Annotated in this window: 22 protein-coding genes; 15 read left to right on the top strand and 7 right to left on the bottom strand. The window is 48.4% G+C overall.

Annotation, left to right across the window (positions count from 1 at the left end; translation table 11 throughout):
• A complete protein-coding gene (locus tag ACWA6V_RS00630) occupies window positions 1–1,464 on the top strand; it encodes an NAD-dependent succinate-semialdehyde dehydrogenase (protein WP_449520692.1) in 1,464 nt (487 codons plus the stop codon).
• 236 nt (window positions 1,465–1,700) lie between these two features.
• A complete protein-coding gene (locus tag ACWA6V_RS00625) occupies window positions 1,701–3,260 on the top strand; it encodes a methyl-accepting chemotaxis protein (protein ID WP_449520691.1) in 1,560 nt (519 codons plus the stop codon).
• Window positions 3,261–3,333: 73 nt separating this feature from the next.
• Here the strand turns inward: ACWA6V_RS00625 and ACWA6V_RS00620 are convergent, their stop codons facing one another.
• Window positions 3,334–3,804, bottom strand: coding sequence for an Lrp/AsnC family transcriptional regulator (locus tag ACWA6V_RS00620; protein WP_449520690.1), 471 nt, complete (start codon window positions 3,802–3,804; stop codon window positions 3,334–3,336).
• A gap of 291 nt (window positions 3,805–4,095) precedes the next feature.
• Between ACWA6V_RS00620 and adk the strand changes: the two genes are divergently transcribed.
• The 5 genes from adk (at window position 4,096) to ACWA6V_RS00595 (ending at window position 9,300) form a co-directional block, all read left to right on the top strand.
• The gene (gene adk, locus ACWA6V_RS00615; protein WP_310071098.1) at window positions 4,096–4,749 is read left to right on the top strand and encodes an adenylate kinase; all 654 of its coding nucleotides are present in this window, start codon (window positions 4,096–4,098) and stop codon (window positions 4,747–4,749) included.
• A 92-nt stretch (window positions 4,750–4,841) separates the two neighbouring features.
• Complete coding sequence (gene tsaB, locus ACWA6V_RS00610) at window positions 4,842–5,549, top strand: tRNA (adenosine(37)-N6)-threonylcarbamoyltransferase complex dimerization subunit type 1 TsaB (RefSeq protein ID WP_449520689.1); 708 nt, start codon at window positions 4,842–4,844, stop codon at window positions 5,547–5,549.
• Between the two features lie 17 nt (window positions 5,550–5,566).
• Window positions 5,567–6,904 (top strand): M18 family aminopeptidase, encoded by a 1,338-nt coding sequence (locus ACWA6V_RS00605; protein ID WP_449520688.1) that lies wholly within the window; start codon window positions 5,567–5,569, stop codon window positions 6,902–6,904.
• A 252-nt stretch (window positions 6,905–7,156) separates the two neighbouring features.
• Window positions 7,157–8,185, top strand: a complete 1,029-nt coding sequence (locus tag ACWA6V_RS00600) for a cyclic nucleotide-binding domain-containing protein (protein WP_449520687.1) — start codon at window positions 7,157–7,159, stop codon at window positions 8,183–8,185.
• A gap of 104 nt (window positions 8,186–8,289) precedes the next feature.
• A complete protein-coding gene (locus ACWA6V_RS00595; protein ID WP_331352251.1) occupies window positions 8,290–9,300 on the top strand; it encodes a tryptophan--tRNA ligase in 1,011 nt (336 codons plus the stop codon).
• A gap of 84 nt (window positions 9,301–9,384) precedes the next feature.
• Here the strand turns inward: ACWA6V_RS00595 and bioA are convergent, their stop codons facing one another.
• The 3 genes from bioA to ACWA6V_RS00580 all read right to left on the bottom strand — a co-directional run bounded on the left by bioA (window position 9,385) and on the right by ACWA6V_RS00580 (window position 13,328).
• On the bottom strand, window positions 9,385–10,689 hold the full coding sequence (gene bioA / locus ACWA6V_RS00590) for an adenosylmethionine--8-amino-7-oxononanoate transaminase (protein WP_449520686.1): 1,305 nt from the start codon (window positions 10,687–10,689) through the stop codon (window positions 9,385–9,387).
• Between the two features lie 101 nt (window positions 10,690–10,790).
• Window positions 10,791–12,362 (bottom strand): methyl-accepting chemotaxis protein, encoded by a 1,572-nt coding sequence (locus tag ACWA6V_RS00585; RefSeq protein WP_449520685.1) that lies wholly within the window; start codon window positions 12,360–12,362, stop codon window positions 10,791–10,793.
• A gap of 150 nt (window positions 12,363–12,512) precedes the next feature.
• On the bottom strand, window positions 12,513–13,328 hold the full coding sequence (locus ACWA6V_RS00580) for a flagellar brake protein (RefSeq protein WP_449520684.1): 816 nt from the start codon (window positions 13,326–13,328) through the stop codon (window positions 12,513–12,515).
• A 286-nt stretch (window positions 13,329–13,614) separates the two neighbouring features.
• Here ACWA6V_RS00580 and ttcA point away from each other — a divergent pair, with 286 nt between their 5' ends.
• On the top strand, window positions 13,615–14,520 hold the full coding sequence (gene ttcA, locus ACWA6V_RS00575; RefSeq protein WP_449520683.1) for a tRNA 2-thiocytidine(32) synthetase TtcA: 906 nt from the start codon (window positions 13,615–13,617) through the stop codon (window positions 14,518–14,520).
• Between the two features lie 74 nt (window positions 14,521–14,594).
• Here the strand turns inward: ttcA and ACWA6V_RS00570 are convergent, their stop codons facing one another.
• Both ACWA6V_RS00570 and gloB read right to left on the bottom strand, forming a co-directional pair.
• The gene (locus tag ACWA6V_RS00570; protein ID WP_449520682.1) at window positions 14,595–16,142 is read right to left on the bottom strand and encodes a LysM peptidoglycan-binding domain-containing protein; all 1,548 of its coding nucleotides are present in this window, start codon (window positions 16,140–16,142) and stop codon (window positions 14,595–14,597) included.
• Window positions 16,143–16,454: 312 nt separating this feature from the next.
• Window positions 16,455–17,249 (bottom strand): hydroxyacylglutathione hydrolase, encoded by a 795-nt coding sequence (gene gloB / locus ACWA6V_RS00565; RefSeq protein WP_449520681.1) that lies wholly within the window; start codon window positions 17,247–17,249, stop codon window positions 16,455–16,457.
• A 140-nt stretch (window positions 17,250–17,389) separates the two neighbouring features.
• On the opposite strand from gloB, the gene ACWA6V_RS00560 reads away from it, so the two are divergent.
• The 7 genes from ACWA6V_RS00560 to msrA all read left to right on the top strand — a co-directional run bounded on the left by ACWA6V_RS00560 (window position 17,390) and on the right by msrA (window position 24,390).
• Entirely contained in the window at window positions 17,390–18,262 is an 873-nt protein-coding gene (locus tag ACWA6V_RS00560; RefSeq protein ID WP_449520680.1) for a class I SAM-dependent methyltransferase, read from the top strand.
• Between the two features lie 51 nt (window positions 18,263–18,313).
• Complete coding sequence (gene dnaQ / locus ACWA6V_RS00555; RefSeq protein ID WP_449520679.1) at window positions 18,314–19,027, top strand: DNA polymerase III subunit epsilon; 714 nt, start codon at window positions 18,314–18,316, stop codon at window positions 19,025–19,027.
• A 218-nt stretch (window positions 19,028–19,245) separates the two neighbouring features.
• The gene (locus tag ACWA6V_RS00550) at window positions 19,246–20,949 is read left to right on the top strand and encodes a pilus assembly protein (RefSeq protein ID WP_449520678.1); all 1,704 of its coding nucleotides are present in this window, start codon (window positions 19,246–19,248) and stop codon (window positions 20,947–20,949) included.
• Window positions 20,950–20,951: 2 nt separating this feature from the next.
• Entirely contained in the window at window positions 20,952–21,827 is an 876-nt protein-coding gene (gene nudC, locus ACWA6V_RS00545) for an NAD(+) diphosphatase (RefSeq protein ID WP_449520677.1), read from the top strand.
• A 27-nt stretch (window positions 21,828–21,854) separates the two neighbouring features.
• Window positions 21,855–22,508, top strand: a complete 654-nt coding sequence (locus ACWA6V_RS00540) for a cation/multidrug efflux pump (RefSeq protein ID WP_449520676.1) — start codon at window positions 21,855–21,857, stop codon at window positions 22,506–22,508.
• 51 nt (window positions 22,509–22,559) lie between these two features.
• A complete protein-coding gene (gene sohB / locus ACWA6V_RS00535) occupies window positions 22,560–23,645 on the top strand; it encodes a protease SohB (RefSeq protein WP_449520675.1) in 1,086 nt (361 codons plus the stop codon).
• Window positions 23,646–23,748: 103 nt separating this feature from the next.
• On the top strand, window positions 23,749–24,390 hold the full coding sequence (gene msrA, locus ACWA6V_RS00530; RefSeq protein WP_449520674.1) for a peptide-methionine (S)-S-oxide reductase MsrA: 642 nt from the start codon (window positions 23,749–23,751) through the stop codon (window positions 24,388–24,390).
• A 60-nt stretch (window positions 24,391–24,450) separates the two neighbouring features.
• Here msrA and ACWA6V_RS00525 read toward each other — a convergent pair.
• Window positions 24,451–24,625 (bottom strand): 4Fe-4S dicluster domain-containing protein (locus ACWA6V_RS00525; RefSeq protein ID WP_449520700.1); only part of this gene is annotated, 175 nt, incomplete at its 5' end.

The raw sequence follows: 24,625 nt of genomic DNA, 5'->3' as shown, positions 1-24,625 counted from the left end.
ATGATTAATTTACGCAATTCATCGCTACTGCAGACTCACGCATTCATCGATGGAGAGTGGTGTCATTCCGACACATACAAAACCTTTGCAGTAAAAAATCCGGCAACCGGTGAAGTTGTTGCGCAGGTTGCTGATCTGGGGGTTGATGAAACGCGCAGGGCGATAACCGCAGCGGCTCATGCACAGATTCTATGGGCACAAAAAACAGCGAAAGAACGCAGTCAGTTATTGCGCGCATGGTTTGATCTGGTGATGCTGCATCAAGAAGATCTCGCGCAGATTCTTACTATTGAGCAAGGTAAACCCTTGGCAGAAGCGCGTGGGGAAATTGCTTACGGCGCAAGTTATATTGAATGGTTTTCTGAAGAGGCCAAACGTATTTATGGGGACGTGATTGCTCCGCCCAGTGTTGATCAGCGGATTTTGGTAATCAAACAACCCGTTGGTGTTGTTGCTGCAATCACTCCCTGGAATTTTCCGTGTGCGATGCTCGCGCGCAAAATTGCTCCTGCGTTGGCTGCTGGTTGCACTATTGTAGCCAAACCCGCCGCCGAAACTCCGCTCTCGGCTTTGGCGCTGGCACTTCTCGCACATCAAGCGGGTATTCCTTCTGGGGTAGTCAATATCGTAACGGGAACTGACGCGGCTGCAATTGGCGCAGAGTTAACCAGTAATCGGTTAGTGCGCAAATTGTCGTTTACGGGCTCGACTGCGGTTGGTAAGCAATTAATCCAACAATGTGCTGATGATGTAAAACGGATCACCTTGGAGTTGGGTGGTAATGCCCCGTTTATTGTGTTTGATGATGCTGATCTGGATGCGGCTGTTGCCGGTGCGATGGCCTCCAAATTTCGCAATGCCGGGCAGACTTGTGTCTGTGCCAATCGTTTTTATATCCACCGCTCGATTTATACCCAATTCAGTGAAAAATTAATCGCTGCAATGAAAGCGCTCACTGTCGGGAATGGTGTAGATGGGAGCGTTAATCTAGGTCCGTTGATTTCTATGAAGGCGGTCAACAAAGTACAAAAGTTGGTGGATGATGCCGTCGAAAAGGGTGCTCATATCGCTTATCAAACCCTACTTAATGAAGCTGAAACGGCACAGGGTTGCTTTTACCCTCCGACTCTACTGTTGAGCGTCGCTCCCGATTCAGCATTAGCCGGGCAGGAAATTTTAGGCCCGGTTGCTGCACTGAATCCTTTTGATACCGATGAAGATGCAATCCGTTTTGCCAACAACACTGAATTTGGCTTGGCGAGTTATTGCTATACCCGCGATGCAAGACGTATAAAAAATCTGTCAGATATACTGGAAACTGGCATGCTAGGGATTAACACCGGTATTTTATCCAATGAGATGGCTCCCTTTGGTGGTATTAAACAATCCGGTTGGGGAAGGGAAGGTTCGTATTACGGTATTGAGGATTATGTGAGCGTAAAATACCTGTGTGAGCGTTTTTAAACTTGCTTTTTTTTCCTCTGCTTCCGTTAAATCTGCAACAAATATCCGCTTCTTCAAAGTCTGCCAATAGCAAAACTCTGAATCGTTACTAGACTTAGATACATCAGTTTCCATATCTGATGTATCACAATAGAAAATTAATGATGAGGTTTGCCATGTTTGGCTGGTATCAAGGATTAAGTTTACGGTGGAAGCTTACGCTTCCGTTGCTCCTGTTGGTTGTGCTGGTGTTGTATATGGGCCTGCATGCTATCAGTACGAGTAAAATGCTTGGCGGGAATGCTGCGACTATTGCTAAGGTTAACTTGCCTGAAATTCAATTACTGATACAAGCTGATCGGGACCTTTATCAATCGTTGCTTGCTGAGCGAGCTTTGTTGCAGCTCGATAGCAGCAAGCATCAAGACTTATTCACGGAGCAAAGCGAAAACGCCAAGCAGGCGCAGGATCGGGTTTATCAATCGCTTGATCTTTCTAATACGGCTACTGCTGTCGAGCGGGAGGAATTTACCCGGCGCTACAACGCGTGGAAAATTCAAGCCGCTGACGTGATTAACTCTGCACGTCTTTCCGACGAAACCAGTCGTGCAACTGCGCTACAAAAATCCTATGGCAGCGCTGCCGAAGCTTTTGGACATTTGCGTGATTATATTGATGAACTACAAGAAAAGCGCTTGGCTCATGTCGATCAATTCACCGTTCAAATTGATGAAAACCAATCAACCAGCTCTGCACAGTTACTAGCGCTAGTGGTTGTTGGAACGCTCGTGAGTTTATTGGCAGCTTATTTTTTGCCGATATTGGTTGCCAATCAAGTCCGTCAGATTAGTCATCGTATTCAAAATATTGCGGAAGGCGATGGTGATTTAACTGTTCGCTTACCTGTAAATACCAATGATGAATTGGGGCAGCTGGCTACCAACGTTAATCAATTTATTGAAAAACTGCAGCGAATTATTAGTAGTGTGCTGCTTAATGCAGCGGAGGTGTCCAAAGCAGCAGAGTCCTTGTTGGTGGTATCCAGCAATAGCCAGCGTGCGGCAGATGACCAATGCCATGCAATTACCATGGTAGTGACCGCCGTGAATGAGTTGACCATGGCGATTCAGGAGGTTGCGCGCAATACCAGTAATACTGCACAAAATACCAAAGAGGCGACGGCAATTACTGATCGTGGCCAAGAGCGCATTCATCTTGCCGTTGAGCGTGTACAAGGTTTGGCTACACGGATTAGTGAAACCGCAGAGTTTATGTTGCGCTTGGAAGGAGAGGCGAAAAATGTAACTTCCGTTATCGATGTCATTCGCGGTGTTGCTGAACAGACCAATTTATTAGCGCTCAATGCGGCAATTGAAGCCGCGCGTGCGGGTGAACAAGGGCGAGGTTTTGCGGTGGTGGCTGACGAAGTGCGTACGCTGGCTAGCCGCACACAGCAGTCGACTACTGATATCCACGGAATGTTGGGTAAGCTGCAGCAGGGCGTCCAACATGCGGTGGATGCAATGGGTAGTAGTGCAGCTATGACTTCAGAAGCGGTTACCTCTGCCACTGAGGCAGGGGATTCATTAACGGGAATAAGCACGGCAGTAAAACAAATTTCAGATATGACTTTACAGATCGCCACCGCTGCGGAAGAACAAAGTTCGGTTACATCGGAGATTGATAAAAATTTGGTGCAGATTAATTCCTTGGCAATGAATAACGCGGAAGGAGCATCAAAAACCGCAGTTGAGAGCCAGCGCTTGAATGAATTGTCTATTCAATTGCGCCAATTGTTGATGCAATTCAAAGTTTGATTAGGATGTATTTTGAGCTAATAAAAAAACCGGGTGTGAACCCGGTTTTTTTTATAAGTTATTTGGATTGGAGCTAGATTGGCAACTGTGTAGTAAATTTCACCTGCTTCAACGCAAACGCGGAATTAATCGAACCGATATTGGGGAGATGAATCAGGGTTTGTTTCATTAATCGTTCATAGTGTTCAACGCTCTCTACCACTACCCGTAACACATAATCTTTCTCGCCGCTTGTTGAGTAACATTCAACGACTTCGGGTATTGCTTGGACCATTTCTTCGAATGCTTCGAGTGAGGCAGCATCGTGATTTTTAATAGTAATGTAAGCGTGAACAGTCACCCCCAGGTTCAGTAGCTTGGGGTCAAGCAAAGTTACTTTACCGCGAATTACACCTTCCACTTCCAGTCGTTTAAGGCGACGCCAGCAGGGGGTGTGTGACAGGCCAATCATATTCCCTAAATCTGCCATTGAGTAATCGGCATTTTCCTGAAGGGCGCGCAAGATCTTGCGGTCATATTCATCGAGTTCGACTGACTTGGCCATGAAAAGGTAATCCTGAGTAGCTTGATTGATATTGAGGCATTCTAGGATGAAAATTTTCATATGACAATAAATTGAGGATGCATTTAACAGTAATATCCTAATTAACCCAGCGATGTATTAAAAATTGCCATCTTATGGTGCTTTTCTAGGAAGAGGCTCAACCGGCATATTGTGATTGGGTTCATGGGCGTGTATCGTAACGCCTCTTTTGTTGGGCATTTTGTGCCGTGTTCGAGGACAAAGGGATTCCCCATTTGGCCCGATAAAAATAATGCTGAGGAGCAATCCGAGATGAGAGTGATATTGTTGGGCGCGCCCGGTGCAGGTAAGGGTACTCAGGCGCAACTGATCATGGAGAAGTTTGGCATTCCGCAAATCTCCACTGGTGATATGTTGCGTGCCGCGGTAAAAGCCGGCACATCCTTGGGCTTGCAGGCGAAAGACATTATGGCTGCTGGCGGTCTGGTACCGGATGATCTGATTATCTCCCTGGTAAAAGAGCGCATTGCCTCCAGTGATTGCACCAATGGATTCTTGTTTGATGGTTTTCCACGCACCATCCCCCAAGCGCAAGCGATGTTGGATGCCGGTGTCGATATTGATCATGTGATTGAAATTCATGTGGCAGATGAAGAGATTGTGTCCCGTTTGAGCGGCCGCCGCGTACATGAAGCCTCTGGCCGTGTGTACCACGTTATTCACAATGCGCCTAAAGTAGCCGGGCACGATGATCTGACGGGTGAGCCCCTGATTCAACGTCCTGATGACACCGAAGAGACCGTGCGTAAGCGTTTAGGCGTGTACCATGATCAAACTGAACCATTAGTCGGTTTCTACCAAGGCCTTGCTGCTTCAGGTAAAACCAAAGTGCCCAAATACACCCGTATTAGCGGTATTGGCAGTGTCGATTCAATTCGCCAGCAACTGCTGACTGTATTGGGTTAATCTAATCAATACAGCAAAAATAGGCTCTACGGAGCCTATTTTTTTGTCCCGTGTTTCATTGTGTATACTTTCAATTTTTCTGTGTTCTTCCTATGAGCCTGATTCTCGCCCTGGATTCTTCGACTGATGCTTGCTCGGTCGCACTCTATGCCAATGGAAAACTGGATGCCCGGTTTGAGCTGGCCGCGAAAAGCCATACCCAACGGTTGTTGCCCATGGTGGATGAGTTGCTGGGTGATAATAGCCTCAAGTTACATGACCTTGATGCTATTGCCTTTGGCCGCGGTCCCGGTTCGTTCACTGGTTTGCGAATTTGTATGGGAATTGTGCAGGGCTTGGCATTTGGTGCACAGTTGCCGGTGATTCCGGTATCCACCCTGGAAGCTATGGCTCAGGGCTATTACCGCGCAAATCCCGAAGCTAGCCTCCCTGTGTTGGTGTCGCTGGATGCGCGTATGGACGAGGTTTATTGGGGGGTGTTCGCGCGCGATGGCGCTTCTATTGCGCCTCTGAGCGATGAGTTTGTGATGAAACCTGAGCTTTTGTCAGGGCAGGATATTATCCAGTCATTGGCAGGGCGATTTGTTGCGGTCGGTCCTGGCTGGCATTATCCGGCGATGCAGGTGCTGGTGGCGTCCACTATAGTGGTGGATGCCCAACCCCAAGCGGAAGATATGGCCTTAATCGCAGCACAGGTGTGGTCTGCCGGTGGCGCAATAGATGTGCTTGATGCCCAGCCTGTGTATTTGCGCGATACCATCTCCTGGCAAAAACGCCAACGTATTCGTAACCCCAACTAGATTTTGGTGAGTTTATTATGACTGCCTCTTGTTCCATGGTGGATTTCAACACCAGTTTGCTCGAGTTCTTGCACTCATCCCCCACACCTTTTCATGCCACTAAAAATATCGCAGGCAAATTGTTGGAGGCTGGTTTTATCCCGCTTTATGAGGGTGATATCTGGCAGCTTGAGCCTGGCAAGCGCTATCTGGTGACGCGCAATGACTCGTCGATTATTGCCTTTGTGTACGGTAAATTGTCGTTGCTGGATTCAGGTATCCGTATGCTGGGTGCGCATACTGATAGCCCTTGTTTGAAAGTGAAACCGCGTGCAGAGCTAAATCGTCGTGGTTATTTTCAGCTGGGTGTGGAGGTGTACGGCGGTGCCTTGTTGGCACCCTGGTATGACCGTGATTTATCCATGGCGGGGCGGGTGACATACCGCGATCAATCCGATCAAATCGCCAGTACATTGGTTGATTTTGAGCGCCCTGTAGCGGTGGTGCCGAGCCTCGCCATACACCTGGATCGCGAAGCCAACAATGCCCGTTCAATCAATGCGCAAAAAGATATAGTCCCGCTGTTGTTGCAGCTTCCCGCTGAAGATGCAGCCTTGCCGGATTTTCGCGGATTGTTGCACGCCGAGTTGCTGCGCCAGCAACCGCAGCTCGCAATTAAACAAGTGCTGGATTACGAGATCAGTCTTTACGATACCCAGCCACCGGCCATGATCGGCTTGGAGCAAGATTTTATCGCCAGTGCGCGTCTTGATAATTTATTGAGTTGTTTCATGGGGTTGCAAGCTTTACTTGAAGCAGACGATCAAGTTTCCAGCCTGTTGATTTGTACCGATCATGAAGAGGTTGGCAGCGCCTCCTGCTGCGGAGCCAAAGGCCCGATGTTGCAGCAGTTTCTTGAGCGGCTATTACCCGATGGTGAAACGCGTGTGCGTGTGATTGAGCGCTCGATGATGATATCGGCCGACAATTCCCACGGCATTCATCCCAACTTTATGGATAAGCATGATGAAAACCATGGCCCGCTGTTGAACCGCGGTCCGGTTATTAAAGTCAATGCCAACCAGCGGTACGCGACTACCAGTGAAACCAGCGCCTTCTTCCGTTTGTTGTGTGAAACAGCGGGCGTACCGGTGCAAGCCTTTGTGGCGCGTACCGATATGGGTTGCGGCAGCACTATCGGCCCGGTAGTGGCCTCAGAGGTTGGAGTGAAAACGATTGATGTTGGATCGCCCACCTTTGCTATGCACTCCATCCGCGAGTTAGCAGGTGCCAGCGATGGTTGGTATCTCTATAAAGCAACAGTGGAATTTTTTAGCTTTCGCAGAGCACCTATTGCCTTGGTTTCCCGCAGCTAATGGGTGTGCGGAAACTTTGAGCAAGTCTTTTTGGCTGAGCGGTTGTATTATTGTGATGAAAGTGCAACCGCTCGCAGTCCGGCTGTGACCCAGTGCTAATACTGACGACAAGCCTGACTCTTGTGGCTGTTGGCTGTTTATACTCGCGCATATTTCTCTAATAAAAAACCACTGATTATTTTATCGATAGTTAGAATTAAGCCATTGTGATTAGCGTTGAATGATCCTGATTAGAGTTTAGTGGAGTCGAAAATGGCGATTAGCCTTGATGTATTAGCGTCTTTTGCGCCTTTTAATACCCTCAATCATGAATATTTGGTACAGGTTGCCGAGAAAGCCGCGCTACGGGAAATCACCAAGGGAGCGATCATTTTTAAACGAGGTCGCCCGTTTCCTGAAAAAGTGTATTTAGTCAGTGGTACGGTGGATCTTATTGATTCCAGCTTTCAGGTGAATACTATCAATCCTGCCAGTGAATCCCGTCGTTCGCCGCTTAATATCACCCAACCAACACAGGTCTCTGCGGTCGCCAAGTCCGATGTCACCCTCTTGTCGGTTGATAGCGATTTTCTCGACCTGGTGCTTGCCTGGAGTGAATCCAGCGATGAAGAAGCTGATTTATCGGGTGTAAGCCTGCACGATGATAGCGATTGGATGTCATCGCTATTGCAATCGCCACTGTTCAGCCGCTTGCCGCCCGCCAATATTCGCCAACTGTTTATACGGTTCAAGGCGCAAAAAGTATTGGCCGATGAAGTTGTTATCAAACAGGGCGAACGCGGTGATTATTTTTACGTGCTGGAATCCGGTAGTGCGATGGTGATGGATACGGCGGGCAAGATTTTGGCGGCGCTGCGTCCCGGCCATTATTTTGGCGAGGAAGCCCTGGTGGGCGACACCACGCGCAATGCCACCGTAAAAATGATTACTCCCGGCAAAGTGATGCGCTTGGATAAAGAGGATTTCCGTGAATTGCTGCAAGAGCCGGTGCTTAAATATGTGAGCGCCGATGATCTCAAAGCGCGTGCGGCGGATTTACCTGCCTATCAAATCCTCGATGTACGTTTGCCGCTTGAACGTCGCGCCCAAGCTGTTCCTGAAAGCCGCAATATTCCGCTCAACCAATTGCGCAACAATCTTAAAAATCTGGATGATACGGTGACCTATGTAATCACCGACGATTCCGGCCGCCGCTGCGATGTAGCGTCGCACCTGTTGACCCAGGCAGGCTTTGATAGTTGTATCCTGGGCGACTGTGCTCGCTACTACTCTGGTTTGTAATGCTGGCACAGGCAAGCTGCAAATTTTTGTGGCTTGCCTGTATGATGGCGCCCTGATTTTTATCGCCACACCAACTGGCTATCCATCGATAGAGATAGGGCATCATGAGTAAACAACGCGTATTAACCGGCATAACCACCACAGGCACTCCGCATCTCGGCAATTACGTTGGCGCCATTCGTCCTGCAATTCAGGCGAGCCAAAGTGCAAACGTACAATCCTTTTATTTTTTGGCGGATTTTCATGCGCTGATCAAATGCCAGGATCCCGATCTGGTGCATCAATCCACCCGTGAAATCGCTGCTACCTGGATGGCATTGGGGCTGGATACCGACAACGCCATTTTTTATCGCCAATCTGATGTGCCGGAAATTCCCGAGTTGTGCTGGGTGCTCACCTGTAATGCGGCGAAAGGTTTAATGAACCGCGCCCATGCCTACAAAGCATCAGTCGATGCAAATCTTGAGGCCGGTGAAGATACGGATTACGGTATCACCATGGGTTTGTATTCCTATCCGATTTTAATGGCCGCCGATATTTTAATGTTCAATGCCAATAAAGTTCCTGTCGGCCGCGACCAGATCCAACACATTGAAATGGCGCGTGATATTGCCGCACGTTTTAATCATCACTACGGTGAACATTTTGTGTTGCCAGAGGCGCAAGTCGATGACAACGTGAATGCGGTATTGCAAGGATTGGATGGCCGTAAAATGAGTAAAAGTTACGGCAATACCATACCGTTATTTTTGCCGGAAAAACAACTGAAAAAATCGATCAATAAAATCCTTACCAATTTACTCGAACCAGGTCAGGCAAAAGATCCTGATACTTCCCCAGTGTTTCAAATCTGGCAGGCATTTGCGACACCAGAACAAACTGCTCAGATGCGCCAACAGTTTGCTGAAGGCATTGCCTGGGGCGAAGCAAAACGCCAATTGTTTGAATTGATCAATGGGCAGTTGGCGGAGGCGCGCGATAAGTATGAATCCTTGTTGGCAAACCCCGTCCATATCGAAGAAGTGCTGCAAAAAGGCGCCGCAAAAGCGCGGGCTTACAGTCAGCCGTTGCTGGAAAAAGTGCGCGAGGCTGTTGGGATTCGCAAAATAAAATAATTGTATTTGCGCAATAAAAAATTCCCGCACGTGTAAACGGCGGGGATTTTTTTTATTCTGCTTGTTTTTTTGCAGTGGAGATAATTACTTGGCGAGTGTCGCTACAACTTTTAACACAGCTGATGTTAATTTGCTCAATTCATCTTTGCTGATAATAAACGGCGGCATTAAATAAATAATATTGCCAAATGGGCGTATCCACACCCCCAGCTCTACAAATAGCGGCATCAGCTTGCCTGTCTCGACAGCACTTTCCAGCTCGACCACGCCAATTGCACCCAGTACGCGCACATCGCTAACGTAGGAAAAATCCTTGCAGGGCGCTAACTCTGCGCGCATTTGTTGACCGATATTGGCAACCGTCGTTTGCCAGTCGGAATTGAGTAATAAATCGATACTGGCATTGGCAACCGCGCAGGCGAGTGGGTTGGCCATATAGGTGGGGCCGTGCATAAAAATGCCGTTCTCGCCCTTGCAGATACCGTTGCTGATTTTATCGTTGCAGAGTGTTGCTGCAAGGGTGATGTAGCCAGCGGTGAGAGCTTTACCTATACATAAAATATCCGGGCTGATGCCCGCATGCTCGCAGGCAAATAGTTTTCCTGTGCGACCAAAACCGGTGGCAATTTCATCGACAATCAACAAAATTTCATTTTTATCGCATAGCTCGCGTACGCGGCGTAAATAGTCCGGCGAATAAAAACGCATTCCACCTGCGCCTTGGACAATGGGTTCGAGAATCACAGCTGCAATTTTTTGGCGATGCTGCTGGATCATCTGTGCAAATTTTGCGATGTGGGATTCCTGGAACGGCTCGTCAAAACTGCAGGGTGGGGCTTCAGCAAATAAATGATGTGAAAGTGCGTGATGAAACAAATGATGCATGCCCGACTGTGGATCACATACCGACATGGCGCCAAAGGTATCGCCGTGGTATCCGCGTTTCAAGGTCAAAAACATGGTGCGCTGCGCCTGGCCTTGTGAATGCCAATATTGAATCGCCATTTTAAGCGCAACTTCTACAGCGACCGAGCCTGAATCGGAAAAGAAAACTTTATTCAAACCTTCCGGGGTAATTTTGGCGAGGGTCGTGGCGAGTTTTACTGCGGGTTCATGTGTGATGCCGGCAAACATCACGTGCGCCATTTTACCCACTTGATCAATGACGGCCTGATTTAATACCGGGTGATTGTAGCCGTGCAATGTGCTCCACCAGGAGGACATGCCATCAATTAACACGCGGCCATCGGCTAAATGCAACTCTACTCCCTGAGCATGGCTCACTGCTGTAACCATACCTGGCTGGGTAAATGAGGTGTAGGGATGCCATACATGGGCGCGGTCTAAGCGCAGGAGGTCATGGTTGGCAATTTCTTGGGTGTATATCATGGGAATTCCACATCATTCGCACAAAATAATTAGCTATCTTGCCCAAGCTTAACGAAATTTTTTGCAAAAAGCTGAATCAATTTCATCAATTGGGCAAGGTATTAATTAAATCTGATGATCAAATCCAGCTGCTTGTGCGAGAGTTTATCCATTTCGCTATTCAGACCGTCAGCGATACTGATCTCCTGTTGTGTTTGGTCGGAAATGCGTGCAATCGATTGAGTGTTGCGTTCAATTTCCAATGCCATAGAGGATTGCTCCTCTGCTGCTGTGGCAATCTGGTGGGACATTTGGTCGATAGTGTTGACTGAGTGTGAAATCGAATCCAGCGCGGTGCGCACATTGCTCATTTCATGCACGCTGCGGTCGGCGAGATCCAAACAGTTTTTCATATTGAGGCTGGCGTCCTCAGTGGCTTTGCCAAGGTTGCCGATGATTTGCTGGATGTCACCAGTAGATTCTTGCGTTCTCTGCGCCAGCGAACGCACTTCATCAGCCACTACCGCAAAGCCGCGCCCTTGTTCACCCGCGCGTGCGGCTTCTATTGCAGCGTTCAGTGCAAGTAAATTGGTTTGTTCGGCGATTCCGCGAATCACATCGACCACATTGGCGATTTTGCTACTGTCTTCGCTCAATTTGTTGAGCACGCTACCCAGATTGCCGACGGTTTTTGATAAATCATCAATCGCGAGGCGGGCACCTTCAATAACAAGATTGCCTTTGTCCACTTCGCCAATCGCTGCGCCAGTCGCCATCGATGTCTGGTTTGCACCGCTTGCGACCTCCTGAACCGCTAGCGCCATTTGCTGCATAGCGGTGGCAACCCCTGCAGTTTCTTGTTGTTGGGCACTCATCCCCTCATAGGTTCTGCGTGCGTGATGATGTGCAGCGCCCGCTTTTTGTTGCAGCTCTTTGGCTGATTCACCAAATCGCCCCAATGCCGTACGCAAGCGTGATTTTATCGCGTGTTGCGCTAATTCAATTTCACCCATTGCATCGCATCGGCCGGTATAAATATAAGCGGCAAAAGGGTCATTGATAGTGTTCCGGGCGTCTTGTAGTGCCTGTGCAATTCGGTTTTGTTGCATTAATTGCGCAGTGCCGCCAGTGATCAGTGCGATAAAGGTAGTTGCAATAACGGAGGTGAATGATAGAGATGCAAATACACTAGTGGCGATGAGTAACAGTATCCAGCTTGTCAGCGCAACGAGGGTGCTACCGCCAAATTGTCCCCAAAATTTTTCCCAGGATGAGTAGGGCGGTTTGCCCCGGTTTAAGCGTTCATAGACACGTTCCGCACGGCGAACCAGATTGGGATCAGCTTTGGCGCGAACGGATTCATAGCCGTAGATCTGGCCTTTTTCCCTTAATGGAGTGATATAGGCATCGACCCAATAGTGGTCGCCGTTTTTGCAGCGGTTTTTCACCACCCCCATCCAGGGTTTGCCGGCTTTCAAGGCGGTCCAAAGCATCTCAAATGCGGCTGGCGGCATCTGCGGATGACGCAAAATGTTGTGCGGCTGGTTGAGCAATTCTTCGCGGCTGTAGCCGGAGATACGGCAAAAGGTTTCGTTACAAAATTCGATATCGCCACGTATATTGGAGGAAGAGACAATTTCCTCGTTAGTGGAAAGATGTACTTCCCTGCCGGTGATATGACCGTTGTTGCGCATGAGTGAATTCCTGATATAACGATAAAAACCTGACCTATCGTGCGACGTTTTTATCCAATTGCAAAAACTCACGAGTAGATCATCTGCCTTGACGTTTCAAGCCTAGTCTATAACTGGCGAATCTCTAGTTGCTCTATAGCCATTTAGACTTCAGGCGGCCTGGGTGCTTGTTGACTGGGGGCGGGAGAGTTTGTCGCAGCCGAGTTGCGATTCACGCAGAAATCGGGCGAGAGCGGTGCGCGTCTCTTCCTCCATATCGATAAACTCAACACTAATTTGCGTATGACGATAGGGACTGCGACCGATCCGGAAGGCACAGATACGCGCGCGACAGCGAATCTGTAATTCATCACTGATATCGACTTCGCACATGGGCAAGAGCGCGCCGTGTCGCAAGTAGGGGAGCATGTTGCCTGCAACGATCAAGCGCAGGCCGCCTGTGGAAATATCCTGCAGGGTGCCATAGCTTGGTTCCTGCCCCAGCGTACGAATTTTCACCGAGAGCGGTGATTGGTGGCCGATGATATAACGCGGGGAGCTGCGTCTGGGCATGTAGTAGACAAATTCGGGTAAGTTGATTGCAAAGCCCGAGGCATTATATGTGGAGCCCATAGCGACAATATGAGCACGAACGACAAGTTGCTCGCCATTGCGGTGATGGCGCAAAGTAATTTCGTCCCCAGCATCCAATATATGCTGCTGGGGGAAAAGATCATCAAGCCATAGCAAGCCGCGCTCAATATCAATTGCAAGGATCATGCTTTGATAAACGCGGCTGGCGCCTGTGATCTTTACCTCCAGCAATTGCCGTTGTTTTTGCAGCTCCCAAAGTGGGAGGTATTGGTCGGGAATATAATTCTCCGATAATACGTCCTCCTGCTCAGCAAGCGGATTTCTTGGTTTGGAGGTCTGGTGTGTCACAGAAGAGCGGAAACTTTTCTTAAACAGTTTATCGATAAACGACATTACTACCTCCTCGTGGCAAAAATTCTCCCCCAGCGCGAATTTCGGTGGGGTTTAATAGGGGTAAGAGCAAGCCCTATGCCAGATACTTGAGATGCCAGTTTGATAAGGTGTGCGGGCGGTACTTGCTGCTATTTCAACCAGTTAGCCTGCAATTCCTGAATTATAGACCGGCAAAGGCTTGCCGTGTTCCGGTGATTGATTTCAACTTGCGCGTAAAATCCGTACAATGCGCCGCTCGCCGACCCAGTGGCCGTTTGATCTACCTTCCCGTATGAGTTTTGAGTCCATGAAAGAGTTACACGAACGCAAAGATCGCCTTGAATTTAACAAGCTGCAAAAGCGTCTGCGCCGCTTGACCGGTTCAGCGATAGTCGATTACAACATGATCGAAGACGGCGACAAGGTGATGGTGTGCCTCTCGGGCGGGAAGGATTCATACACTATGCTGGATATCTTGATGAGCCTCCAAAAGACCGCGCCCATTTCGTTTGAGCTGGTGGCTGTCAATATGGACCAGAAACAGCCTGGTTTCCCTGAACATATCTTGCCTGCCTATTTGGAGCAGGTGGGTGTGCCTTACCATATTATCGAGCGCGATACCTACAGTATCGTCAAAGAAGTGATTCCGGAAGGTAAAACTACTTGCGGACTCTGTTCGCGTTTGCGCCGCGGTACACTTTACGGTTTTGCCGATGAGATAGGTGCGACCAAAATCGCGCTCGGCCATCACCGCGACGATATTATTGAAACCCTGTTTTTGAATATGTTTTTCGGTGGCAAATTAAAAGCTATGCCTCCCAAATTGTTGGCGGATGATAAACGCAATATTGTGATTCGCCCGCTGAGTTATTGCGCTGAAGAAGACATTGCGCACTTTGCCGCGTTGAAAGGTTTCCCGATTATTCCGTGCAATCTGTGTGGATCGCAGGAAAACTTGCAGCGTCAGGTAGTAAAAGACATGTTGCAGCAGTGGGAGCGTCAATTTCCTGGACGCACTGAAACTATTTTTTCTGCAATCCGCAATGCGCAGCCATCGCAATTGGCAGATTTGAATTTATTTGATTTTGTAAATCTTAAAATTAACAAAGATGCCGCCGTAGCCGAGGCCGACACAGATTCTTGCAGCATAGTGCCGCTGGCAAGCCGCATTGATACTGCGGTTCAGTATGTTGATGTGTTGGATATTCATTGAGAAAAGCTAGCTATATCCATCAAAAAAAGGCCTGATTGAAAAATCAGGCCTTTTCCATTATATGCCAAGAAAAATTAATTTTTTGCTGTGAGATAAATCGTTAATTCCTGACCCGGATGAATGTAGCTTTCATCTTTCACTTTATTCCAGTTCAAAATATCTTTTTTGGATACATCAAATTTGCTGGCAATTTTATGCAGTGTATCGCCACTTTTAATTTGGTAGGTAATTTTGTTATCTGCAGTTTGAGTAACAGTTTTATTGACCACTAATAATTTTTGTCCCGGCTTTAACTTTGCGTTGGCCGGTAATTCATTCCACTTCAGCAAATTTTTCACGCTGGTATCGTGTTTTCTGGCGATGGTCCAAAAGCTGTCTCCCGATTTGATGGTGTAGTAGGTGCCGGTATTTTTTTGATTGCGTTGGGCGATCTCTTGCTCAGCCTGAATTGCGTAGGGTGAACTCATCGGTGCCTGGCCTGGAATACTTAAACTTTGGCCAATTTTTAATTGCGATGATTTGAGATTATTAGCGGATTGAATTGCAGCAACACTGGTTCCAAAACGTTTGGCGATCGCACCGAGGGTATCACCGGATTTTACTTTGTAATCGCCAGCTACCTGCAGGGGAGCAATCTTGGGAAGTTTGTCGAGGTTCAGGGTAAATTGAGCGGCATCCGCAACGGGAACAAGGAGTTGGTGTGGGCCAGTAGGATCTGTAATCCATTTGTTGTAGCCCGCATTGAGATTGCGCAGTTCTTTGGGGTCAATCTCTGCCATGCGTGCCGCTTGGGCAAGATCAATTGGTGCGCTGACATTTACAGTGGTGAAATAGGGGTTATTGGAAATCTCACCCAACTCAAGATCATATTTTTCGGGGTCGGCTATTACCTTGGAGAGCGCAAGCAATTGCGGAACATAGGATTGGGTTTGTTGCGACAAAGGCAGCGACCAGAAATCTGTTCCTTTGCCCAGCTTGCGGTTTTTCTCAATTGCGCGGCGGATTGTGCCTTCGCCTGCGTTGTAAGCGGCGATAGTCAATAACCAATCGCCATTGAACATGGTATTGAGACGTTTAAGGTAGCGTACGGCGGCATCGGTGGAGGCAACTATGTCGCGGCGACCATCATACCAGTGGTTTTGCTTGAGCCCGAAATTGCGCCCGGTCTGCGGCATAAACTGCCAAACGCCAAGAGCCTTACTGGGTGATGAGGCAAAAGGGTCATAGGCACTTTCAACGATTGGAAGGAGCGCCAGTTCCATTGGTAATCCGTTTTCACGCAGTTCATTCGCAACATAATAGAGGTAGGGTTTGCTTTGTTCTGTTACCCGATCAAGGTAGCGCTGGTTGTTGGATAGCCAGCGCAGATTTTTATTGACCTTGGCATCACTAACTTCGGGAAAACTATACCCATCAGCAATTTCTTCCCAAAGATTGCCGTAATCACCGGTGTGTTCGCGGAGTTTTGCACCCAGTTCAGATTCTTCGGGTGGAGTGACGGGTTCTGCGGCGCTGGTGTCAACGATGGGTTCATCAGCTTTTTTCAAGGTGCTACAGCCGGCCAACGCAATAATCCAGGCAAAGCAAATGAGCAGCAGCGGGGAGCGGTTTTTATGGTTCATAGGGTCACTTGTCAGGGTTACTTTTCCGACCTATCGGGCTCGGAAAATCCGGTTGATTTTGGCCTTCTTTATTCTTGCGTCTTAGGATTTTCATCCTATTAATTCGCCAAATAACGGCTATTTAGTGATTACCTTCGCCCTCCCTGGGGCTGTGGATCTCGGATTCTAGGTGCAGGCGTCGCATGGGTCAACGCCTAATTCGGAATAAGGGCAGCCTGTCACAACCTTGCTGAGAGCTGATCGGGGCTTTGAATCTGGTGCTTATCCTGTTTAGTTTGGCCAAGTGTCTTTTCAATCAGATCAAGCGTCTTTTCAACTCGGCCAAGTGTCTTTGATTGAACGCAAAGCACCAAATACTTCAGCCGGTGTAATTAGTGTTTTATGCGTTTTGACTTCGGCGAAGATTTTGATGCCAGGTTGTTGACAGCGCAAAAAAGGATTTGTTCGTTTTTCCAGCAACATATTTGAGGGCAGGGTGATGCCATTTTGTGCGCGGATGTGTTTGACCTGCTCAAAGCGAGCGCCCAGTTCCTGATTATCGGGTTCTACAGCGATGGCAAATGCCAGATTGGCTTGGGTGTATTCGTGGGCGCAATAGATTTGAGTGTCGTCGGGCAATGCAGCAAGTTGTTGTAGCGAATCCCACATAATCTCCGCAGTGCCATCAAACCGCCGCCCGCAACCACCTGCGAAGAGTGCATCGCCACAAAATAATATTGGGTCAGGTATGTCGTCGGTTGAGGGGGCAAAATAGGCGATATGCTCCCAGGTGTGACCGGGCACCCCGATGATATTAAATGCGATTCCCTCTAACTCCAGTAAATCGCCATCGCCAACTTTGTGGGTGATTTGTGGGACCAGTTCTGAGTCGGGGCCGTAAACCGGTACTGGCCACCGCTCCACTAAGCCAGCAATACCTTGTGTGTGATCGCGATGGCGATGGGTGATAAGAATGGCAGCCAGCGCCAATTGGTGGCTGGTGAGGTGATCAATAACCGGAGTGGTATCACCCGGATCAACCACAAAGACATTCCTGGAATTAAGGCTTGGCCGAATCACCCAAAAATAATTGCTGTCGAGTGCGGGAATAGGGGTAATCGTTAGCACATTGGCGCCTCGCTAAAATGGTGCCGTTTATTCTACGCCTGTCTCCCGGGATGTTTTAACGCTAATTTGCGATGGGCTCTTGTGCTAGATTGTTGCGATCCTTATATAAACGCACTTGCAGTAAATGATGAGCGTAACAAATGCACCGAAAGTTGATCAAAGCACCGCATCGATTACTAATCCGTTTTTCCGCCATCTGGAAGAAACGTTTTGGTGTCTTGCCCATGCGGGAGTCTATTGTTGACTTGACCGGTTGGTTTGAATCTCCGCTTGGGCGTGCATTGCTTAAAGAAGAGCAGGAGGCTATTTCTGACGGTTTGCAATGCGTGTTTGGCTATCATTTGTTGCAACTGGGAATTAGTGGTCGTTTGGATTTGACAACCGAGAGCCGGATTTCCCACCGGTTTGTATTACATCCCCAACTTGAAGATCAGTTGTACAAGGATAACCAGCGCCTTGGCGCCTTGGCGGATTTTAATCGCTTGCCACTTGCCGCCGAATCTATAGACGCAGTATTGCTCCATCACAGCCTGGATTTCAGCCAAAGTCCCCATCACCTATTGCGCGAAGCCACGCGTATCATCATTCCCAAAGGGCATTTAATTGTGGTTGGATTTAATCCCTGGAGCCTGTGGGGATTGTGTGCAAGCCTTGCGCGCATAGTGAAATCCCAGCCGCGCTGGCGCTTCCAATATTTGCGTTTAGGGCGTTTGATGGACTGGTTGAAGCTGTTGGATATGGAGCCGATTGCGGTCTACCAAGGTTTTTTCCGGCCGCCGTTGCCGCAGGAAAATGCGATTAAACATTTGCATTGGCTGGAGTGCTGGGGTAAAAGGCTGCGCTTGCCTTGGGGTGGATTTTATATGGTGGTCGCGCGCAAAGATCATATCCCGCTGATCCCCATTAAACCTGCATGGCAACAATACCGCCCCTTGCGCGGTTTGGCGGTGACACGGATCCTCGGCCCCGCGCCCGGTTTGCGTTCGCACTTTCGTCTTTTGTCGCCACGATGAATACACCCGACTACAGGGTTACTTTTAAGACCTGACCTAAGGTTTAAGCACATGCGTCAAATCGTACTGGATACTGAAACTACCGGCCTGGAAACCTCCCAGGGGCACCGGATTATTGAAATCGGCTGCGTAGAGTTATTCAATCGCCGCCTCACGGGCCGCCACTACCATCAATATATAAAACCCGAGCGTGAAATAGATGCAGGCGCTCAGGCTGTGCATGGCATTAGCAACGCCATGCTGGAAGACAAACCGGTGTTTGCACGTATTGCCGATGAGTTTTTGCAGTTTATTGGCGATGCGGAATTGATCATTCATAACGCCGCGTTTGACATCGGCTTCCTCAATTACGAAATGAATATGTTGCGCCCGGGTTTTGGCAGCATCAGTGACCGCTGCCACGTCATAGATACCTTATTGATGGCACGCGCCAAACATCCGGGTCAGAAGAACAACCTCGATGCACTCTGCAAGCGCTACGGTGTTGATAACTCCCAGCGCGAGTTGCACGGCGCTTTGCTCGATGCCGAGATTCTGGCTGATGTCTATCTATTAATGACCGGCGGGCAGACAGCATTATCGCTCGGCGGTAACCAATCAAAGAATGAAGAGGGTGGCGACCAGAATGAGCTGCGCCGTCTGGCGCCCGGTCGCAAACCCTTACCCGTTATTATGGCCACTGAAGATGAGCTGGTATTACATGACCAAAAATTGGCGGTGATTGCCAAGAGTAGTGGCGACAATTGCGTATGGTTGCGCGAATAATTAAGGGAAAAACGCTCGTCTTAAACCCTAAGTAGAAAAAATGAACAAGTGAGAGATGTTTGGCAAACTCCCTGCCTTGCCCCGCTTATTTGCACGGTGGCGGTGAAATAACGCCGAACATGGTATAGAGTCAATGTGACTTGTATGTATTGCTTGGCTGGCACGCCCTGCGCGGCCACGCCCCTAACCCGTTAAGAGACAAACGCCAGGATGTTATTGTGAGCACAACAGAAACCTTAAATCTCGCCTCCCTCAAAATGGTTCAGGATGAATTGGTTGCCACCATTGAGCAATCGGCCATCCGCTTGGAGCAGTTTTCGCAGGATCGCAACAACGGCGAGTTACTGCAAAACTGTATTGATGGCATCAAGCAAATTCGCGGTATCCTCAGTTTGATCCAACTACGTGGAGTCGATTTGTTGGCCGAAGAGTTGGTGATCCACATTACCGATATCACCCTGGGTGAAGACGAAAAAACCGATGCGAAATTGGAATTGCTGACAGCGAGCTTTTTTATCCTGCCGCGCTATCTTGAATACTGCACGCAAACTGCGCGCAGTATGGCAATGCTGTTGATTCCCCATATCAATGAACTGCGTCTAGCCCGCAAAGTGGCGCCGCTGCCGGAAAGTTATTTTTATCCGTTGCCCTCAATAAAAGTGAACCGCAGTTTGGTTGCTGCGCAGCAATTGCCGGAAGATTTAAGTGTGTTGGTGCGTCGCTTGCGCCACATGTACCAAACCGGTTTATTAAACGTTCTTAAAAATGTGCAAACAAAAGCCTCGTTGGGCATGATGACCCGTGCACTGCAACGGTTGGAAGCTGCCGCTGCAGGCAGTGTGCTCAGCAACTTCTGGTGGTTGAGCAGCGCTACACTGGCAGCGCTGGCTGAAAAAAATATGCGCCTCACCAAGAGCCGCAAAATGTTGTTCAGTGCAATCGAGCGTGAAATAAAACGTTTTCAGTTTGAAGGTAAAGCGGTTCTCACTCGTGAGGTGGAGCCAGCGCTGCAAAAAGAATTGGTTTATTTATTGGCGCTCTCCCATTCTGAGCAGGAAATTTCCAAAACCGTTTTGTCTGCCTATGGGATGACTTCTCTAAGTTATACCGAGGCAGAACTTGCACGCGAAATGGAATTCCTCAATGGTCCCAGTGCCAACACCATTAGCTCTATGGTCGCCGTGTTAACCGATGAATTGCACAGCACCAAAAATATTCTTGAGCGCGCAGCTCAGGGCGGAGCTGAACTATTGAGCGAATCGCCGGAATTATTGGAAACCCTAAAAAAGGTGGCCGATATATTATCGATTGTGGGGCTGGTATCACCAAGCAATAGCCTTAAGCAAGAAATCGAAAAGATCGCTGTGTGGCAAGCCAATCACACCCCGGTTACACCCGATGAATTGTTGGTGGTCGCCGATACGTTGTTATATGTAGAAAGCACTATCGCCGGTTTGCACAACGCCAATCTTTCCGACGAAAAAGTTGCACAAATTAATGCGCTGTCGCGCGATGCAGCAATGGCGAATAATCAAATTGCTGAAGCTGAAAAAATTGTAATCGATGAGGCGGAAGCCGGTTTATCGATGGTCAAGCGTGCGCTTACCGCATTTGCAGAATCCAATTACGACAAAGGCCATATCCGCAACATCTCCGGAATTCTGGATTCAGTGCGCGGTGGTATGTTCTTGTTGGGGTTGTCGCGCGCGGCGAACGTACTGGCAGGTTGCATGCGCTTTGTCGATGAGGATTTGTTGGCTTCGGATCAGCATCCCGCGGTGCAGCATCTGTTAGAAACTTTTGCCGATGCGGTTATCAGCCTTGAATATTATCTCGATGCAATCAAGCTCGATAAAAATGCTGATACCAGCGTATTGCAAATCGCTGAAGAGAGTTTGCAGGCTCTGGGCTACAACGTCTAATTATGTCTTTTCGTTTTGATCCTGCTTCATTTGAATTTCACGCCTCAGCTATAGCGCCGGTTGTTTCCCGCAACCGGCGTTTTATCATGGTCGCGGCATCGCCTGTTTATCGCTGCGACCAGCTGCTGTGCGATACCTATGGTCATTTGTTGCTCGCCAATGAATCGCATCTGCAAGATGTTGGTTTAACTCTCGCAAGTGAGCACTATTTGGGTGTCCTCAACGGCGAGGATTTGTGGGTCAAGGTATTTGCTTCCGGTGTTCTGCCTGGGGAGTATCAGTGGCTCGGTTTGCGTTCGCAGCTAGAGATTTTATCGGCAAGTGAATTTCAGTTGGCGGGGCGCGCATTGCAGGTCGCGCAATGGTTTTATGATCATCGCTACTGCGGCCGTTGCGGGCAGGAAACCTTGCAGGATGATATCGACCGGGCCAAAGTCTGTAGTGCGTGCGAACTCCGTTTTTACCCGCGCATATCCCCTTGTATGATCGTACTGGTTACTCGCGGAGAAGAATTGTTGCTTGCACATCATCAACGCTCAACACGGGTGATGTATTCAACCCTGGCAGGATTTGTAGAGGCGGGGGAGAGTGTAGAGGAGTGTGTCCGCCGCGAAATTATGGAAGAGGTGGGCGTAACAGTCGGCAAGGTGGAGTATTTCCGCAGCCAACCCTGGCCATTCCCGAGCCAATTAATGCTAGGCTTTTTCGCTGAATATGAGGGGGGTGATATTCATATCGACCCTACGGAAATTGTGGATGCGAAATGGTTCCGTTACGATCAGTTGCCTCAGACGCCAGCACCCGCTAGTGTAGCGGGGCAATTAATCGCTCATCACATCGAGCGCTTGCGTCAAATCAACCCTCACCATAAACAATAACAAGCTGTTAACACAGGTAGGACATTTATGATTTTTACCTTACTGGCGATTCTTATTGGTCTTATTGCTGCCTATCTTGCTTATAAAGCGGTGAGCCTTCTCTGGAAAAACTCCTGGTTTGTCGGTTTTTGCCGCGGCATTTTCGGTTTGGCATTGCTGGCGGCCGGTACACTGGTGGCACTCACTGCTTACGATGTGTATAGCTACAAACAGGTCTTGCAAGAACAGGTGGTCGCTACCATTAACTTTGACAAGATCGAGGACCAGCATTACTTTGCCGTTCTTTCCGATAAAGATGGTAAAGAACAACGCGTTGAAATACGCGGTGATCAGTGGCAATTGGATGCACGTATTGTGAAGTGGAAAGGTTACCTCGCTACCTTTGGTCTCAAGCCCGCATTCAGGCTCGAACGTTTGAGTGGCCGCTATTACGATATCGAACAAGAAACCACTGCTAAACGCACCGCTTATACCGTGCATGACAGCTTGTACGGTGTTGATGTCTGGAGGATTTTTCATTCCAATCCTGAGTGGGTTCCGGTAGTTGATGCCGTTTATGGTTCAGCTACCTACTTGCCGATGAAAGATGGCGCTTTGTTTGAAGTCAGTCTTTCCAACACCGGTTTGGTGGCGCGCCCCATAAACGAGGTTGCGCGCGAAGCAGTGGCAGAATTTAATTAATTTTTATTTTAACCGATTCATTTCATCTTAAAGTTGTGCGGAGTTTAGCCTTTGGAATTTTTAACAGAGTATGGTTTGTTTCTCGCCAAGACGATCACCTTCGTTGCGGCCATTGTTGTCATAATCACAGTCGCGGTATCAATGGGTGGGCGCAACAAAAAGTCAGATAAAGGGCATATTGAAGTGACCAAACTCAATGAAAAGTTTGATCACCTGCGCGACTCTTTGCGTGATGCAATGTTGGATGACGAAGAGTACAAAGAGTTTGAAAAAGCGGAAAAGAAACGCTTAAAAGAAGAGAAAGCACAAAAGAAGAAAGCTGCCAAAGAAATGGCAAAAACCAAAACTGACGAAATCGCCAGTGAGGCCACAGAGACAGCGAAAAAACGTATTTTCGTATTGGATTTTTACGGCGATATCAAGGCCTCGGAAGTAGAATCACTGCGCGAAGAAATCAGCACTGTGCTAACACTCGCAAAACCCACCGATGAAGTGGTTGTGAAGGTGGAAAGCGGTGGTGGCATGGTGCATAGCTACGGTTTGGCCTCAAGCCAGTTGGCTCGCATCACCCACAAAAATATCCCGCTCACGGTATGTGTTGACAAGGTTGCTGCCAGCGGCGGTTATATGATGGCTTGCGTGGCCAACAAAATCGTTGCTGCGCCTTTTGCAATTCTGGGTTCTATCGGTGTAGTAGCGCAGTTGCCTAACTTCCATAAGCTGCTCAAGAAAAACGATATAGATTACGAAATGTTTACCGCCGGTGAGTACAAACGTACCGTGACCATGTTTGGTGAGAATACCGAGAAAGGTCGCGCAAAATTTGTAGAAGAACTGGAAGACACCCATGTTCTGTTTAAAGAATTTGTGAGTGAGCATCGCCCACAGGTTGATGTGGTGAAAGTCGCGACTGGCGAGGTATGGTTCGGTCGTCGTGCAATTGAAGTTAACTTGATTGATGAATTGCAGACCAGTGACGAGTATTTATTTGCTCAAGCTGAAAATGCAGATATTTATGAAGTGGAATTCACATACAAAAAATCCCTGCCTGAAAAATTGGGCTTTGCTGCGCAGGCTGCAGTGGATCGGTTATTAATGACCTGGTGGGAGCGGTTGAACATCAGCCGCTGGTTCTAACCAAAAATTTTATAACCATGAGCGGTGCCTGAGGGCACCGTTTTTGTTTGCATACCTTTTTGTTTGTATAAAAGTATTTGTCTGGATATGACGGGAGCAATCAATGATTTTTTCAACCACCAAACTCCAAATGCCCGCTCGCGACCAAGCCTTGAAGGGCAGGGAAGATGTTATGCGTGTTGATAATCAACATGCGGTAAAAAATGCGACTATCAAACCGCCGTTTCCCGATGGACATGAACAGATTGTATTTGGCTTGGGTTGTTTTTGGGGGGCGGAGCGCAAGTTTTGGCAGCAGCCGGGAGTTTATACAACGGCGGTGGGGTATGCAGCAGGTTATACGGCAAACCCAACCTATGAAGAGGTGTGGAGTGGTTTAACCGGGCAGAATGAAGTTGTATTAGTGGTCTTTGATCCCAAAGAAACCTCACTGGAAAAATTATTAAAGGTATTTTGGGAATCGCACAACCCGACCCAAGGGATGCGTCAGGGAAATGATCGCGGCACCCAGTATCGCTCGGGTATTTATTATTTCAATGATGTGCAGCGCGAATTGGCTGAACAGACAAAAGCGGCTTATCAGGCTGCCTTAAATGAAAAAAATATTGGTGAGATAACTACCGAAATTTTACCCTCCAGCGAATTTTATTACGCTGAAACCTATCATCAACAATACCTGCATAAAAATCCCGGTGGTTACTGCGGTTTGGGCGGTACAGGTGTTTGCTACGCTGACGATTTTTAATCGTGTTAAATATCATCGTCATACCCGCGAGCGCGGGTATCTATTACTGTTGAATAAATATTACATTGCCTCGTAGTAGGGGCCACTGCCACCCTGAGGCGGCACCCAGGTAATATTTTGTGTGGGATCTTTAATGTCACAGGCTTTACAGTGAATGCAATTGGCGGCATTGATTTGCAAGCGCGATGTATTATCTTTTTCGATAATTTCATAGACACCAGCCGGACAATAGCAC

It is taken from the genome of Cellvibrio sp. (assembly GCF_053579595.1).
This window is presented reverse-complemented; position numbering and strand designations above follow the sequence as displayed.

Bases quoted from the DNA above. Each gene is read 5' to 3' on its own strand.
- ACWA6V_RS00600 (WP_449520687.1), top strand. From the start codon at position 7,157: ATGGCGATTAGCCTTGATGTATTAGCGTCTTTTGCGCCTTTTAATACC.
- nudC (WP_449520677.1), top strand. From the start codon at position 20,952: ATGTCTTTTCGTTTTGATCCTGCTTCATTTGAATTTCACGCCTCAGCT.
- msrA (WP_449520674.1), top strand. From the start codon at position 23,749: ATGATTTTTTCAACCACCAAACTCCAAATGCCCGCTCGCGACCAAGCC.
- ACWA6V_RS00595 (WP_331352251.1), top strand. From the start codon at position 8,290: ATGAGTAAACAACGCGTATTAACCGGCATAACCACCACAGGCACTCCG.
- ACWA6V_RS00560 (WP_449520680.1), top strand. From the start codon at position 17,390: ATGCACCGAAAGTTGATCAAAGCACCGCATCGATTACTAATCCGTTTT.
- ACWA6V_RS00620 (WP_449520690.1), bottom strand. From the start codon at position 3,804: ATGGCCAAGTCAGTCGAACTCGATGAATATGACCGCAAGATCTTGCGC.
- tsaB (WP_449520689.1), top strand. From the start codon at position 4,842: ATGAGCCTGATTCTCGCCCTGGATTCTTCGACTGATGCTTGCTCGGTC.
- ACWA6V_RS00570 (WP_449520682.1), bottom strand. From the start codon at position 16,142: ATGAACCATAAAAACCGCTCCCCGCTGCTGCTCATTTGCTTTGCCTGG.
- adk (WP_310071098.1), top strand. From the start codon at position 4,096: ATGAGAGTGATATTGTTGGGCGCGCCCGGTGCAGGTAAGGGTACTCAG.
- ACWA6V_RS00625 (WP_449520691.1), top strand. From the start codon at position 1,701: ATGGGCCTGCATGCTATCAGTACGAGTAAAATGCTTGGCGGGAATGCT.
- ACWA6V_RS00585 (WP_449520685.1), bottom strand. From the start codon at position 12,362: ATGCGCAACAACGGTCATATCACCGGCAGGGAAGTACATCTTTCCACT.
- ACWA6V_RS00580 (WP_449520684.1), bottom strand. From the start codon at position 13,328: ATGTCGTTTATCGATAAACTGTTTAAGAAAAGTTTCCGCTCTTCTGTG.
- dnaQ (WP_449520679.1), top strand. From the start codon at position 18,314: ATGCGTCAAATCGTACTGGATACTGAAACTACCGGCCTGGAAACCTCC.
- ACWA6V_RS00540 (WP_449520676.1), top strand. From the start codon at position 21,855: ATGATTTTTACCTTACTGGCGATTCTTATTGGTCTTATTGCTGCCTAT.
- ACWA6V_RS00605 (WP_449520688.1), top strand. From the start codon at position 5,567: ATGACTGCCTCTTGTTCCATGGTGGATTTCAACACCAGTTTGCTCGAG.
- bioA (WP_449520686.1), bottom strand. From the start codon at position 10,689: ATGATATACACCCAAGAAATTGCCAACCATGACCTCCTGCGCTTAGAC.
- ttcA (WP_449520683.1), top strand. From the start codon at position 13,615: ATGAAAGAGTTACACGAACGCAAAGATCGCCTTGAATTTAACAAGCTG.
- ACWA6V_RS00630 (WP_449520692.1), top strand. From the start codon at position 1: ATGATTAATTTACGCAATTCATCGCTACTGCAGACTCACGCATTCATC.